At 60.7% G+C, this 14,071-nt stretch carries 14 protein-coding genes; 9 read left to right on the top strand and 5 right to left on the bottom strand.

What is annotated here, in order from left to right; translation table 11 throughout:
- Window positions 1-2 precede the first annotated feature (2 nt).
- The gene (locus BLX89_RS06775) at window positions 3-1,274 is read right to left on the bottom strand and encodes a DUF3422 family protein (RefSeq protein ID WP_425348597.1); all 1,272 of its coding nucleotides are present in this window, start codon (window positions 1,272-1,274) and stop codon (window positions 3-5) included.
- A 164-nt stretch (window positions 1,275-1,438) separates the two neighbouring features.
- Between BLX89_RS06775 and BLX89_RS06780 the strand changes: the two genes are divergently transcribed.
- From BLX89_RS06780 to BLX89_RS06805, 6 genes are all read left to right on the top strand, one after another.
- On the top strand, window positions 1,439-2,227 hold the full coding sequence (locus BLX89_RS06780) for an FCD domain-containing protein (protein ID WP_083637362.1): 789 nt from the start codon (window positions 1,439-1,441) through the stop codon (window positions 2,225-2,227).
- A 261-nt stretch (window positions 2,228-2,488) separates the two neighbouring features.
- Window positions 2,489-2,995: an NUDIX hydrolase gene (locus BLX89_RS06785; RefSeq protein ID WP_143523537.1), complete on the top strand. Its 507-nt coding sequence runs from the start codon at window positions 2,489-2,491 to the stop codon at window positions 2,993-2,995.
- Window positions 2,996-3,162: 167 nt separating this feature from the next.
- A complete protein-coding gene (locus BLX89_RS06790; protein WP_075289922.1) occupies window positions 3,163-4,668 on the top strand; it encodes an inorganic phosphate transporter in 1,506 nt (501 codons plus the stop codon).
- 9 nt (window positions 4,669-4,677) lie between these two features.
- Window positions 4,678-5,415, top strand: a complete 738-nt coding sequence (locus BLX89_RS06795) for a 16S rRNA (uracil(1498)-N(3))-methyltransferase (protein ID WP_075289923.1) — start codon at window positions 4,678-4,680, stop codon at window positions 5,413-5,415.
- 144 nt (window positions 5,416-5,559) lie between these two features.
- Window positions 5,560-6,933 (top strand): glutamate--cysteine ligase, encoded by a 1,374-nt coding sequence (locus BLX89_RS06800; RefSeq protein ID WP_075289924.1) that lies wholly within the window; start codon window positions 5,560-5,562, stop codon window positions 6,931-6,933.
- Window positions 6,934-7,056: 123 nt separating this feature from the next.
- A complete protein-coding gene (locus BLX89_RS06805) occupies window positions 7,057-7,878 on the top strand; it encodes a DUF937 domain-containing protein (RefSeq protein WP_075289925.1) in 822 nt (273 codons plus the stop codon).
- A 104-nt stretch (window positions 7,879-7,982) separates the two neighbouring features.
- Here BLX89_RS06805 and BLX89_RS06810 read toward each other — a convergent pair whose 3' ends face one another.
- Window positions 7,983-8,570, bottom strand: coding sequence for a TetR/AcrR family transcriptional regulator (locus BLX89_RS06810; RefSeq protein ID WP_425348598.1), 588 nt, complete (start codon window positions 8,568-8,570; stop codon window positions 7,983-7,985).
- Window positions 8,571-8,716: 146 nt separating this feature from the next.
- Here BLX89_RS06810 and BLX89_RS06815 point away from each other — a divergent pair, with 146 nt between their 5' ends.
- Window positions 8,717-9,748, top strand: coding sequence for an aldo/keto reductase (locus tag BLX89_RS06815; RefSeq protein ID WP_075289927.1), 1,032 nt, complete (start codon window positions 8,717-8,719; stop codon window positions 9,746-9,748).
- Between the two features lie 103 nt (window positions 9,749-9,851).
- Complete coding sequence (locus BLX89_RS06820; RefSeq protein WP_075289928.1) at window positions 9,852-10,058, top strand: YjiS-like domain-containing protein; 207 nt, start codon at window positions 9,852-9,854, stop codon at window positions 10,056-10,058.
- A gap of 279 nt (window positions 10,059-10,337) precedes the next feature.
- Here the strand turns inward: BLX89_RS06820 and BLX89_RS06825 are convergent, their stop codons facing one another.
- Entirely contained in the window at window positions 10,338-10,643 is a 306-nt protein-coding gene (locus BLX89_RS06825) for a YjiS-like domain-containing protein (RefSeq protein WP_075289929.1), read from the bottom strand.
- 207 nt (window positions 10,644-10,850) lie between these two features.
- Here BLX89_RS06825 and BLX89_RS06830 point away from each other — a divergent pair, with 207 nt between their 5' ends.
- On the top strand, window positions 10,851-11,801 hold the full coding sequence (locus BLX89_RS06830) for a LysR substrate-binding domain-containing protein (protein WP_075290378.1): 951 nt from the start codon (window positions 10,851-10,853) through the stop codon (window positions 11,799-11,801).
- A gap of 381 nt (window positions 11,802-12,182) precedes the next feature.
- On the opposite strand, the gene BLX89_RS06835 is transcribed toward BLX89_RS06830, so the two are convergent.
- A complete protein-coding gene (locus BLX89_RS06835) occupies window positions 12,183-12,881 on the bottom strand; it encodes a L,D-transpeptidase (RefSeq protein WP_075289930.1) in 699 nt (232 codons plus the stop codon).
- Between the two features lie 233 nt (window positions 12,882-13,114).
- Entirely contained in the window at window positions 13,115-13,894 is a 780-nt protein-coding gene (locus BLX89_RS06840; protein WP_075290379.1) for a L,D-transpeptidase, read from the bottom strand.
- Between the last annotated feature and the right edge of the window lie 177 nt (window positions 13,895-14,071).

Genomic DNA, 14,071 nt, shown 5'->3' on the forward strand with positions numbered 1-14,071 from the left:
CTTCACTGACCATCCTCCTCCGCGTGATACTTGCGGATGCGGCGGACGATGAACCACATGGCGATGATGGCGATGGGCACAAATAGACCCGTCAGCACGCTGGATTTGACCGGCAGACCTTCGCTGTCGAGTGCTTTGGCGAGATAGCCGAACAATCCGACGATGTAGTAGGAAATCGCGGCGACCGAGAGGCCTTCGACGGTCTGTTGCAGGCGCAGTTGCAGTTTCGCCCTCTGGTCCATCGAGTTGAGGATCGCCGTGTTCTGGCGCTCCAGTTCGAGATCGACCCAGCTGCGCAGCAGTGCGGTGGCGCGGGTGAGTTTGCGCGAGAGGTTCGCCTGCCGCTCCTCGACGGACTGACAGGTGCGCATCGCCGGCGCCAGACGCCGTTCAAGGAAACTGCCGATGGTCTCGTAGCCATGAACGCCGGTTTCCCCCAGCGCACGGATACGTTCCTGCACGATGCCGTAATAGGCGCGACTGGCGCCGAACCGATAGAGGCTGAGGGCGGCACTCGCCTCGAGCTCCGCTGCCAGTCGGGTGATCTCGCCCAGCATGGTATCGGCATGCTCGCGCGCATCGTTGCGCATCTGTTGGGTTATCGCCGTCAGGCCGTCCTCGATGCGGCGCAGGTCAGGAGACAGGGATTGCGCCATCGGCAGGCCGATCATCGCCAGCGTGCGATAGGTCTCGATATCCAGCAGACGCTGCACCAGCGCGCCGGTTCCGGCCTCGCTCATGCCGTCGTCCAGCACCAGAATGCGGGTCAGCCCGTCGCCGTTCTGGCGAAAATCTGTAATCACGGCCCCTTGGCCACCCTTTACATCGCCGTAACATAGGCTGGTCGGATCGAAGGCGGCCATGGCCTTGCGGATTTCCGGCGTGTCGGGACGGATCTCCAGCCGGATCCCCGAGATCAGGGTACCCGGCGGCTGGAAGCCGTCGCCGAAAGGATGGAGCGTCACCGGATCATCAAAGTTTTCCGGTGCCGGACAGTCCCAGAAGTAGGTCGAGAATTCCGTGTGCCGTTCCCACCGCAGCGTGCCCTGACCCCAGGGCATGGCGTGATGATTGGCTTCGCGACCGGGAGGGGTCACACCCCGCGCGCGTGACAGCTCCGATAGAACCGCATGATCGACGACGGAACCGCCATCCGTCATGAAGGCAAGCTGGAAGATGACCCGCGGCGCACTGACCAGCGCATAAGGCCGCGCATGGATTTCTCCCAGAGCCTGCGCCCTTGCGGCCGCGGCCGGAAACGAAAAATTTCCCACGAAGCGTGTCCCCTCTGACGCCTTCATCAGCAAGGTCTTACCAACCTCGGACGTAAAAAGAAAAGGGCAGTTTGACGCATGGACAAACTTTGCAGCACTGAAAGTGGCCAAACAATTTGACCACTTTTTGCGGTGCAGCTAGATTTGCCGCCAAGGAGCCAGCCGTGACCGACGCCCCCATCGATACCTATTCCCGCATCGCGCCGAGCCGCACGGCAGATGAGATCGTTCATCAGATCGAAATTCTCATCCTCGAAGGCGTGCTGCGCGATGGAGAGCGGCTGCCGAGCGAGCGCGACCTGTCCGGCCGTCTCGATGTTTCCCGCCCCATCCTGCGCGAAGCGTTGAAGGAGCTTGAGGCGCGTGGGCTGCTCGTCAGCCATCATGGCGGCGGCACCTTTGTCGGCGATGTCATCGGCCAGATCTTTTCAAAGCCGGTCATCGATCTCATTGCCCGCCACCAGAAGGCGACGCTGGATTATCTGGAATACCGGCGGGAACTGGAAGGCATGACGGCGGCCCTTGCCGCGCGCCGCGCTACCCGCTTCGATCGCGACATGCTGACCCGGATCATGGAAGAGATGCGCGCCGCCCATCGCGACGGGTCAGCCGAAGGCGGGCTGAAGACCGACGTGGAACTGCACAACGCCATCGGCGAAAGCGCCCATAACATTATCCTCCTGCATACGCTGAGGGCCTGTTACCGGCTTTTGAGCGAAGGCATCTTCTTCAATCGTGCCGTGCTTTTCGATGCCCCTGGCGCAGGGGAGCGGCTGCTCGCCCAGCATGAAGCGATCTACGCCGCCATCATGTCAGGCGATCCGGACGCGGCGCGCGACGCCGCCCACGCCCACATCGATTTTATCATCACCGCCACGCGGGATGCCGAGCGCAGCGGCGAGTGGAGCCGGATTTCGCAGATGCGCATGCAGCAGCGCGACGTCGGCACCTGAGCGTATCGCGGGCCGCCTTTAGAAATGTGCGACACTTTTGTCGCATGTGCATCGCCTTTTATCGCATTCGGAAGAGCGGCGTTCGCAACGCTTGCCTAGTTTGACCTTTTTTAGGCCGTCGGGCTCTTCTTTGCGACAACCTTAAATACTATATGTGTATCACTAGATCTGCGCGTTTACAGGCTTCGCGAACGGAGCATACTGACACGAACGCATCGGAGATCGTGATTCCCTTTAAAAAACTGAAAGGATGCCCTGACATTGAACTTTTTGGACCGTATCACCAGTGAAGTACGACTGATGTTTCGCCGCCCCGTGCGCGTTCAGTGTGCTGCATTGTGTTATCGGTTCAAGAAGAAGAGCGCCCAGCCGGAGATGCTCGTCATCACCAGCCGCGATACCGGCCGTTGGGTCATTCCCAAGGGCTGGCCGATGGATGGCAAGACATCCCATGAAGCCGCCGCGCAGGAGGCTTGGGAAGAGGCGGGCGTCAAGGGTGAGGTCAGCGAGCAGAGCATCGGCTATTACACCTATTCCAAGGGCCTCGATCACGGCATGAAGGTGGCTTGCCGCGTTCAGGTCTATCCGATCGTCGTGTTCGAGATGGCTAGGCGCTTCAAGGAAAAGGGGGTGCGCAAGCTCGAATGGGTAAGCTTCCCGGAAGCGGCGTCACGCGTGGCAGAGCCGGAGCTGAAGGAACTCATCCTGCGGTTTGAGCAACAATTGCTCGATACGATGCGTCCGCAGCCATTATCGGCCGCCGGCTAAATATCTTCATCCCCTGATCGCATGGAAGATGCCGCTTTCCCTCGTGGCGCGCAAAGTGGATGCACACGCTTGCATTTCACAAAGAATCATTCGAAAGCGGCTAGAATGCGGGGAAACAAGCCGGTCGAGGGCTGGCAAAACAACAAGCCCCGAATGGAGACGTGTCTGTGGCAAAATCACCGCCCAGCCTTGAAAAGCTGACGCTCGACAAGGATTTGGAGAAGGTCACCTTCAATGAAGAGGCATCGCATTTTGTGCTGAAGCCCTGGGCCGGGCTTGGTCTCGGCCTGCTCTTCATGCTGACCAGCGGCATGTTCGCAGCCCTCTATGTTCTGGAACAGCCCGGCTTCCTCATCATCGTATTTGCGGCCGTGATCGCCGGTTACATGGCGATGAACATCGGTGCCAACGATGTGACCAACAATGTCGGCGCTGCCGTCGGTTCGCGGGCGATCAGTCTGCCCGTGGCTCTTGTAATTGCCGCGGTCTTCGAAATCCTCGGCGCCTTGCTTGCAGGCGGCAATGTCGTCAGGACCGTGGAATCCGGCATCGTTTCCGCCAGTTATATGCCATCCGGCATGGCCTTCGTGTGGGTCATGATGGCCGCACTCCTGTCTTCCGCCATCTGGATCAATATCGCGACATGGTCCGGGGCGCCGGTTTCGACGACGCATTCGGTGATCGGCGGCATCATGGGTGCCGGTATCGCCGCAGCCGGCTTTTCCGCGGTGCAATGGCTGCCCCTGGCCGGCATCACGCTGAGCTGGATGGTTTCTCCCCTGCTGGGGGGTGGCATTGCAGCGGTGTTTCTCGCTTTTATCAAGACATTCCTGATCTATCGGGAAGAAAAGATCACGGCGGCGGTCTTCTGGATGCCGATCCTCATCGCCTTGATGTTCGGCATGTTCACCAGCTATTTCCTGCTGGCCGCGCTCGATCGTATCGTCGAAATTGCCACATGGAAGGGTCTCGTGGCGGGGATCGGCGTGGGGCTGCTCACGTTTTTCGTCATGCGCCCCGTCATCCGGCGGCAGGCAATCGGCCTCGACAACCGCAATCAGTCTCTGCGCAAGCTGTTTTCGATCCCTCTCATCTTTTCCGCGGCCCTGCTTTCCTTTGCGCACGGCGCAAACGACGTGTCTAACGCCGTAGGGCCGCTGTCGGCGATCGTCACCGAACTGACTACCAGCAGCGTCGGACCGTATTCCGCAGTTCCGCTCTGGGTCATGCTGATCGGGGCATTGGGCATTTCCTGCGGGCTTTTGCTGTTTGGCCCGAAACTGATCCGGGTGGTCGGCGAGGAAATTACGCGTCTCAATCCCATGCGCGCCTTTTGCGTGGCGCTCGCGACAGCCGTCACCGTGATCATGGCATCCGCCATGGGCCTGCCCGTCTCCACGACCCACACCGCTGTCGGCGCCGTCTTCGGCATCGGCTTTTTCCGCGAATGGTACACCCGCAATTCCGCGCGGCGGCTGGAGTATGTGCGCAAGAAAACCGGCCATGAAGAGTTCCAGCGCCGCGCGCCGCAAAATCCCGATGAGAAACATCGCCGCCGGCTCGTTCGCCGCTCGCATCTTTTGACAATCGTGGGCGCATGGGTGATCACGGTGCCGATTTCGGCATTGCTTTCGGCCGCCATGTACGGTCTTTTCGACCTGTTTTTCATGTAAGAGGCTTTGATGCGGGCCAATTTCCGGATGCAGCGGCTGTTCATCGATACGCCGCTTTCAAAGGGCGCCACCTATGAGGCGACCAAGGAGCAGTACAATTATCTCGTCAATGTGCTTCGGTTCGAGGAAGGTGCCGTCGTGCTCGTCTTCAACGGGCGCGATGGCGAATGGCAGGCGGAGCTTTCATTTCCAACCCGCAAGCGGCTGATCCTGATCGCGACCGAACAGGCCCGGCCGCAGCCGGCGCCATGCGATCTCCATTATCTGTTTGCGCCGCTGAAAGTGGGCCGGCTTGACTATCTGGTGCAGAAGGCCGTCGAGATGGGGGCAGGGCTGCTCCAGCCGGTGATGACCCAGCATGTGCAGGGCAAGCTCGGAAGCCTCGATCGCGTGCGGGCCAACGTCATCGAGGCCGCGGAGCAATGCGGCGTGCTCGGTATTCCCGATGTGGCCGAACCGCGCAGGCTCACGGATATCCTTGAGACCTGGCCGAAGGAGCGCCGTATCATCTTCTGTGATGAAGGCGATGAAGGACAAAATCCCCTGCCGATCCTCTCGCGGATCACGGAAAGCAAACACGCGCTGCTGATCGGTCCGGAGGGCGGGTTCTCCGACGACGAGCGCAGGCTGCTTCGAAGCCTGGAATTCGTCACAGCCATTCCACTTGGGCCGCGTATCCTGCGGGCCGATACGGCAGCGGTTGCCGCCATGGCCGTCATTCAGGCCGCGATCGGCGACTGGAAGTAACGTCCTCGCCTGTTTGCGACATGCTTTTTCATGCTGTTGATTTTTTGAACGCGCCTTGAAAGAATTTCACTTGCGCGGTGGCCCAATCCGGTTCAAGCAGCCGGAGCCTTTCCGCCTGTTCCATCCATTCAGAAGAAGATGCCCATGGCTCGCGATACCACCGATCAGACCCCGATTGCCTCGATCGCCGAACTGAGCGACTATCTGGCTCAAGGGTCCAAAACGGTAGATCGCTTCCGCATCGGCACCGAGCACGAAAAATTCGCCTTCTTCAAGGCCGATAACAGTCCTGTTCCCTATGATGGCGAAGCCAGCATTTCCGCGCTGCTCAACGGCATGGCGAAGAAGAGCGGCTGGGAGCCGATCATCGACGCCGGCAAGATCATCGGCCTCGTCGAGCAGTCCGGCCGCGGCGCGATTTCGCTGGAGCCGGGCGGCCAGTTCGAGCTTTCGGGCGCGCCGCTCGAAAACATCCACGAGACCTGCAAGGAATCGAACCGGCATCTGGCTGATCTGCGCGAGATCGCCGAGCCGCTCGGCATCCGTTTCCTCGGCATGGGCGGTAGCCCGAAATGGTCCCTGGCGGAAACCCCGCGCATGCCGAAATCCCGCTACGACATCATGAGCCGCTACATGCCGAAGGTCGGCACCAAGGGCCTCGACATGATGTATCGCACCTGCACGATCCAGGTGAACCTCGATTTCTCCTCGGAAGAGGACATGCGCCGCAAGATGCAGGTGTCGCTGAAGTTGCAGCCGCTGTCGACGGCGCTGTTTGCCAGCTCGCCCTTCACCGAAGGCAAGCCGAACGGCCTGCAGTCCTGGCGCGGCGACATCTGGCGCGATACCGATAACCAGCGTGCTGGCGTTCTGCCCTCCGCCTTCAAGCCGGAGTTCGGTTTCAAGGATTACGTCGAATGGGCACTGGACGTGCCCATGTATTTCGTGGTGCGCGACGGCCGTTATCATGACTGTACGCATGTGACCTTCCGCCAGTTCATGAATGGCGCGCTGAAGGGCGAAATCGCCGACTGGCAGCCGAACATGGGCGACTGGACCAACCACCTCTCCACGCTCTTCCCTGACGTGCGCCTGAAGCGCTTTCTCGAAATGCGCGGCGCCGACGGCGGTCCGTGGCGTCGCATCTGTGCGTTGCCGGCTTTCTGGGTCGGCCTTCTCTATGACGATGCGGCGCTGGATGCAGCAGAACAGCTGACACGCCACTGGAGCTATGAAGACACGCTATCCATGCGCGATGCCGTGCCTGCAGAAGGTCTGAACGCCAAGCTCAACGGCGTCTCGCTCTTCGATATCGGCCGCGAGGTTATCGGCATCTCCCGCCTCGGGCTCCAGAATCGCAAGCGACTGAACGGTGACGGCATGGACGAAAGCATCTTCCTGTCGCCGCTCGACGAGGTCATCGCCAAGAAGGCGACTCTCGCGGAAGACATGCTGGCGCTTTATAATGGCCGCTGGAACGGTTCCGTAGAGCCGGTCTTCGAGGATTATCAGTATTGAGTTAGCCGGCATCGCAGAAAGCGATTTGCTGCGGACTTTTTCCCGTTATAGTGCAACGACATGGGTCGATTTGCCCGAAGCGCTCCATCGATTGTGGAACGCTTCAGCTGGAGAGGGTCTTACATGCTTCCGCTTTTTGACGTGATGCTGAATGCGCAGAATGGCCAGGCGATGGAGGTCATGGCCCGACAATTCGGACTTGCGCAAGAGCAGATGGCGAAGGCGACCGCGGCCCTCATGCCGGCATTTTCGACGGCGATGAAGCGCAATGCTTCCAATCCCTACGATTTCAGTGCCTTTCTCGCCGCCATGACGAGCGGAAACCACGCGCAATATTTCGAGGACATGACGAAAGCCTTTACTCCGCAGGGTCTGGCGGACGGCAATGGCATTCTCGGCCAGCTTTTCGGCTCAAAGGAAATGTCGCGGGCAATCGCGGCGCAGGCGGCGCAGATGACCGGCATCGGCCAGGAGATCTACAAGCAGATGCTGCCGGTCATGGCGACGGCGCTCATGGGCGGGCTCTTCAAGCAGGCGACGGACCAGATGACCGGTGCCGGCAATGCTTTTGCCAACACGCCGTTCGCGCCGATGATGCAATCCTGGCTGGAGGCCGCGGGCCTTGCCCGGAAGCCCGAGCCGGTCGCCAATCCTTTCGACAATCCCTTCACCCAGGCCATGCAGGCCTTCTTCCAGCCGACACCGGTCGAAAAGAAACCCGCGCCGGCAGACATCTTTGCCGGCAATCCCTTCATGAAGGCGTTTCAGGACATGATGACGGCCGGCAGCCCGCCCGGTGAGAAGCAGAAGCCGGCTGATAAAAGGATGATGGCGCCGTTTGCGGAGATGGTCGGCACCATGTTCGACAGCGGTATCGAGGCCCAGAAAGAATATCAGAAGGCGATCGACGGCCTGTTCGAGACATACCGTCCGAAGGGCGTTTAAGGCATATGTCGCAAAAGTGTGCCGCGGTTTTGCGGAAAGACATGCGTAAAAACAAAAACCTAAAGCGTACGCGAATCTGAAAGATCGCGAGACGCTTTAGTTTTTCAGGTGCCAACCGCGCCGTAACGGAGGCCATCCAGAAACAGCGCCACCATTCGTCTTGCTTGAGACGTATCGCCGTTCGCATCGGGTGCGGAGAGGCTGGCCACAGCGCGCAGCAGGTCCTGAGGCTCGATGCCGCTTCTAATTTCCCCGGCGGATGCGGCCGCATCCAGCAGGTTTTGCAGAGCCGGGCGAAGCCGCTCCTGGAAATAGGCAGGCAGACCGTCGAAGGCCGGATCGCCGGAATGCAAGGCGGCCGCAAGCCCTCGCTTGGTCGCGATGAAATCCATATAGCGCTCCATCCAGCGCGACAGCGCCTCGCCGGGCCCGTGGGAGGCCGCCAGAACCGGGGCCGCATCCGCGCAGGCGTCGACCTCATGGCGAAAAACGGCAATCACCAGATCCGATCGTTCCGGAAAGTGACGGTAGACCGTGCCGATCCCGACGCCGGCTTTTTCGGCTATTTCTCGCACCGGCGCATCCACACCCGATGTCGCGAAGATTTTTGCTGCGGCCTGAAGCAGTAAATCCAGATTGCGTTTTGCGTCCGCCCGTACGGGCCGGTCCGGATTTTTGCCGGTCTCCAACACCTGTCTCTCCTCACATTTCGAATTATCCGACGCGCCACCTTGATAAACGGAACAATGTTCCGTATATAAATGGAGCGACGTTCCGTTTGTTCTTTTAGCACGGAACGTCAGTCTAATCCACACATCAGCATATATAGGAGACGGATATGCAATATCGAACGCTGGGACGGATAGGCATTAAGGTCAGTCCGTACTGCCTCGGGGCGATGATGTTCGGTGCCGCCGGCAATCCGGATCATGATGATGCCATTCGCATCATCCACAAGGCGCTGGATGCCGGCATCAATTTCATCGACACGGCCGACATCTACAGCCGGGGCGAATCCGAGGAAATCGTTGGCAAGGCCATCAAGGGGCGGCGCGACGATATCGTGCTCGCCACCAAAGCGCATCTGCCGATGGGGGACGATCCGAACCAGCAGGGAAACTCGCGGCGCTGGATCACCCGCGCGATCGATGACTCCCTTCGTCGCCTGCAGACCGATTACATCGATCTCTACCAGATCCATCGGCCGGCGCCGGACACCGATATCGAGGAGACGCTCTCCGTCCTGACCGACCTGATGCGGGCCGGCAAGGTTCGTGCGATTGGCTCCTCGACCTTCCCGGCATCGGAAATCGTCGAGGCGCAGTGGGTGTCAGAGCGTCGGGGGCTCGCCCGATTCCGTGCGGAACAACCGCCTTACTCGATCCTCAATCGTGGCATCGAGCGGGAGGTTCTGCCTGCGTGCCAGCGCTACGGCATGGGTGCCATCGTCTGGAGCCCTCTGGCGATGGGTATGCTGACCGGACGTTATCGCCGCGGGCAGGAAATGCCGGACAGCGCCCGCGCCCGGCGGTTCCCGCGGCAGATGGCGGATGAGCGCCGTCTCGATGCCATCGAACGACTGATCCCGGTCGCGCAGGACGCGGGCCTGTCGCTTACCCACATGGCCATGGCATTTGTCGTTGCCCATCCCGGCGTGACCTCGGCAATTCTAGGCCCTCGCAAGATGGAGCATCTCGACGATCTTCTGCTCGGCGCCGACGTCGCCCTTGGCGACGACGTCCTCGACAAGATCGACGCCATTGTTCCGCCGGGCACAGATTTGGGGCTGCTGGAAGCGGCATATAACCCCCCGGCAATCACCACGGCAACGCTGCGCCGTAGACCACTGGTCGAGCGCAACGCCGCTTGAACATACCCCGGTCGCGGACATCCGGTCCGCGGCCGGATCGCCACCGGCCGGCCGTCGCATCTCCCGGAAGGCCGTGGGCATAATTGAAATCAGGAGAACGGATATGAGTCTCAACAGAATGTTTTTCAAACGCAAGCGCGACCAGCTTGTGCTGCAGGAACTCCAGTCCATGAGCGACCACTCGCTGGATGACATCGGCCTTTCGCGCATGCAGGTTCTTTATCCCGCGCCGCGGCGATCCCTGCGCAGATGGCTTTCGCGTCGGGCTGAATCTGGCGCCACCGGCAAGCCGATGGATAGTCAGGCCTGACCCAGGTTTCGACTGAGGGGCGTGACCGTCCCTCTGTCTTTTCATTTTGAGGATCAAACGACAGCCGAAGAAAGAAAAAGCCCGGTGTCGATCTTGGGATCGGGACACCGGGCAAGCAGCAGGGTCTATTGGCTCTAACCCTGCGGGGAAGGAGGGGCGCGCAGAGGCGGCTGCGCGCCTGCCATGGCAGCCCGCGGGACATGCGGACGCACGGCAAATCGGGAAATCGGACGGATTGCTCAAGCCTCACGCTTTTCGAAATCCGCCGGGGCAGGCAGGTCAGGCTTCGGACTGCTCCTTGTAGAGAGCATCCCGATAATAATTGCGCGTACGGTGCCGCGCAGCCTGGGTCAGATGGGCACCGACATCATCGAAGAAAGCCGACGTCATCGCTGTACGCACGTCTTCGCGGCAGAGGCCTAGATCGAGCAGCTGGCGGTCGTCGAGTTCGTCGAGGCGGACGAGTGCGGTTCGGTTTCGCAATACGCGCCAGATCGTCGCCATCAGGGCGACCAGGCCGTTGCGTCGGGAGGCAGCCGCCGTCCCTGCAAGGGTGGGGCCAAGGGCGTAATCTGTCGTGCGCATCGGGAAGCTCCTTTTCACAGGCACGAAAAGACCCATCCTCCGGGGAGGTCATGAAGAGAATGGGTCAAACTGGATGATCCGGAAGAGTTGGTCTCGCCGGAGCGGTGATTTGCGGTGTTTGCAAAATCAAATTCGCAAATCCTTATTGATCAGTCCAACGAATGTTTCTAATGATATCTATCAAACAATCTTATGGGTATTTCGGCCATGTCCGCACCGCTCGATATCGATCAGTTGCAAACCTTCGTTGCCATCGCCGATACGGGCAGTTTTACCAAGGCGGCCGAGCGGGTCTTCAAGACCCAGTCGGCGGTCTCCATGCAGATGCGCCGACTGGAAGAGCGGATCGGCAAGCAGCTTTTCGCCAAGGACGGGCGCGGCAACCGGCTGACAAGCGAAGGCGACCGGCTTCTCAACTTCGCCCGCCGCATGATCCGTCTCAACAACGAGGCCATAGCCTCCTTCGACGACAACCGGCTGGAAGGCATGCTGCGTATCGGCACGCCGGACGACTATGCGGACCGCTACATGCCCGAAATCATCATGCGCTTTGCCAAGACACATCCGAACGTCGAGCTCTATATCGTCTGCGAGCCTTCCGTGGATCTCGCGGAAAAGATGGCAAAGGGTGATCTCGATATCGCGCTGGTGACCCACAATCCCCGCGCCCGCGCCTCGGATGTTGTGCGCACCGAGCCGCTCTGCTGGGTCAGCTCCATCAACCATCCGCTGCCGGAAAACGCGCCGGTGCCGCTTGCGGTCGGCAAACGGGATTGCCTCTGGCGGCAGGCGGCCTGTGCGGCGCTCGATGCGACCGGCAAGGAATATCAGATCCTGTTTACGAGCTGGTCCTCCACCGTGGTCGCATCGGCCGTGCTCGCCGGCATGGCGGTGTCGGTACTGCCGGAATCGGCGTTGCGAACCGGCATGAAAGTGCTCACGCAGGCCGATGGTTTCCCCGCATTGGCACCGGTGCAGATCGGCATCATGAAGCGTCCGGGGCTTTCCCCTTCGCTCTCGAATGCCATCAGCAACCACATCACCGCCTGCCTCGACAACATCACGCCGGTTTCCGCCAGCGACGATCTCGATGGCGATGTGAAGAGTTTCCCGCGCTACCCGCGCCTGCGCCAGAGCCATATGCTGCCTGGCTGGTAAGGGATCCGACCCAATAAAAAGGCCGCATCCTCGAAGTGAGGCTGCGGCCTTTGCATTATCGCTCTATTATAAAAATCGGCCGCGGGGCCTAAATGCCTGCAATAGGTTTTGGTAAAAAATCACCGCCTTCGTGGCCAGCGGTGGCGCATCAATAGCTGAGCTCGATGACAAACCGAAGATGGTGCATGTGACCATTTTTGGGTCAGAACTGAAATTTCGCTCACACATGGTTAACCCGGACATCGGCTGCGTGCGCGCGCCCGTGATGCCTTTGCCGTTGTATTCATGTCGAGAATCTAATGTTTGACGAGAATGGAGTCTTGCGCGGCCGCACGCCAAACCGCGCGTCTCGATGACGCGCGGCAGAAGCGGACGAAAGGATCAGCCGCCGAAAATGGTGCGCAGGATATCCACGCCCCGGTCGTCATAGGACACTTCGCCCTGCTTGTTTCCGGGACCGATGACGATGACCTTGGTGCCGATCGCCGTGCGCTCGTACAGATGTTCGACATCCTGGTTCATCATGCGGATGCAGCCGGAGGACATATTCTGGCCGATCGTCCAGGGCTGGTTGGTACCGTGGATGCGGAAGCCCGAGTCGGACCTGCCCTTGTAGAGATAGAGCGCGCGGGCGCCGAGCGGGTTGTCGATGCCGCCTTCCTGATAGGCGGGAAGGATGTGGCCCTTCTTGCGTTCGCGGGCGATCATCTCCGGCGGGGGCGTCCATCCCGGCCATTCGGCCTTGCGCTGCACCTTGACCACACCCGACCAGCCGAACCCTTCGCGGCCAACGCCGATGCCGTACCGAATGGCCTTGTTGCGGCCCTCGACGAGGTAGAGATATCGGTTGTTGGTATCGACGATGATCGTGCCGGGCGCCTCGTCCGTCTGCAGGCGGACCTTGGTGCGCCAATATTGTTTCGGCGGCTTCTTCTGCGGCATGGCGACGAGCGTGACGTCGCTTTGGGTTGCGCCGGTCGTCGGTGCATGCCCCGGCGTGAAGGCGGCGGCATGGGATGCGGTCAGCAGCAGCGCGGCCGTCACGGCGGCCGCAAAGGATGTGCGCAAGGTATATTTCATGAAAATCTCCCCTCTCAAACAATCGGTCTGGCAGCCACGCCTTCAGCGGTCGATCATTGGTCGCAAGACGCTAACCGATAACGCTTTCAAGGCAAGGCTGGGTTCCATCCGATAGACCGAAAGTGATTGCTTCTGCTGTATCGCGGGGAACAGTTGTTGCAGAAACGACACGGGCGGCGCCGCGGAAACCAAGTCTTCCGCAGCCGCCGCCCGTTTGTGCGTATGTCGTCCTGTCAGATCACGACCACTTTGGTGCCGACCGGCACGCGTTCGTAGAGGTCTACGACGTCCTCGTTGCGCATGCGGATGCAGCCGGAGGAAACGGCATAGCCGATGCTCCAGGGCGCATTGGTGCCGTGGATGCGGTAGAGCGTCGAGCCGAGATACATGGCACGGGCGCCCAGCGGGTTTGCCGGTCCGCCTTCCATCGAAGCGGGAAGATAGTGCCCCTTGGCGGCCTCGCGGGCGATCATCTCCGACGGCGGCCTCCAGGTCGGCCATTCGGCCTTGCGGGTGATCTTGTGGGAGCCGGCCCATTCGAAGCCCGGTTTGCCGACGCCGACGCCGTAACGACGGGCCTCGCCCTTGCCGGTTACCAGATAGAGAAAGCGGTTGTTGGTATCGATGACGATGGTGCCGGTTTTTTCGTTGGTGTCGTAGGCCACCGTCTGCGGCAGGAACTGCGGGTCGATTTGCCGGGCCGCGGGCTTCTGCGGGCGCACCATGGCGACAGGTTGAGCCTGGGGCCGGGCGAATACGCCGGGAAGCTGGCGCATCGGCTCGCGAACGCGCATGTTTCGGGTGGCGGTGCGGCGCTGCGGTGCTACGGCTTGCGGCTGGCGCTTGCGATAGACGCCGGGTGCTGCCTGCACGCCGAGCTGCATCACCCACGGGGCGGTGAGATCGGGGCTGACCACAACGGGCGGGCGGTTGCCGTAGCGGTCCTGCGCTTCTGCAACGGAGGCGAGGGCGACAAACAGGGCAGTGGAAAGGATCAGGCTTTTCTTGAACATGGCGGACAAAATACCTTTCGCCGAACGGGGTCGATTGCACCGGCGGCCGCGGGAAAGCCTGTCGCCGATGTCATGTTGCTCGGCCGGATCGTGGCACCGCGGGGCAAGCGAATGGTAAACGCGCGACGTGTAAAAGGCCGTTGATCCCATAAAGCTTTCGGTAGGGTTATCGGCGGC

Source organism: Pararhizobium arenae (assembly GCF_001931685.1).
Lineage (GTDB): Bacteria > Pseudomonadota > Alphaproteobacteria > Rhizobiales > Rhizobiaceae > Pararhizobium > Pararhizobium arenae.

What these genes read in the sequence shown, in the direction of transcription:
- BLX89_RS06825 (WP_075289929.1), bottom strand. Translation starts at nt 10,643, where the DNA reads ATGCGCACGACAGATTACGCCCTTGGCCCCACCCTTGCAGGGACGGCG.
- BLX89_RS06795 (WP_075289923.1), top strand. Translation starts at nt 4,678, where the DNA reads ATGCGGGCCAATTTCCGGATGCAGCGGCTGTTCATCGATACGCCGCTT.
- BLX89_RS06805 (WP_075289925.1), top strand. Translation starts at nt 7,057, where the DNA reads ATGCTTCCGCTTTTTGACGTGATGCTGAATGCGCAGAATGGCCAGGCG.
- BLX89_RS06800 (WP_075289924.1), top strand. Translation starts at nt 5,560, where the DNA reads ATGGCTCGCGATACCACCGATCAGACCCCGATTGCCTCGATCGCCGAA.
- BLX89_RS06815 (WP_075289927.1), top strand. Translation starts at nt 8,717, where the DNA reads ATGCAATATCGAACGCTGGGACGGATAGGCATTAAGGTCAGTCCGTAC.
- BLX89_RS06840 (WP_075290379.1), bottom strand. Translation starts at nt 13,894, where the DNA reads ATGTTCAAGAAAAGCCTGATCCTTTCCACTGCCCTGTTTGTCGCCCTC.
- BLX89_RS06835 (WP_075289930.1), bottom strand. Translation starts at nt 12,881, where the DNA reads ATGAAATATACCTTGCGCACATCCTTTGCGGCCGCCGTGACGGCCGCG.
- BLX89_RS06830 (WP_075290378.1), top strand. Translation starts at nt 10,851, where the DNA reads ATGTCCGCACCGCTCGATATCGATCAGTTGCAAACCTTCGTTGCCATC.
- BLX89_RS06820 (WP_075289928.1), top strand. Translation starts at nt 9,852, where the DNA reads ATGAGTCTCAACAGAATGTTTTTCAAACGCAAGCGCGACCAGCTTGTG.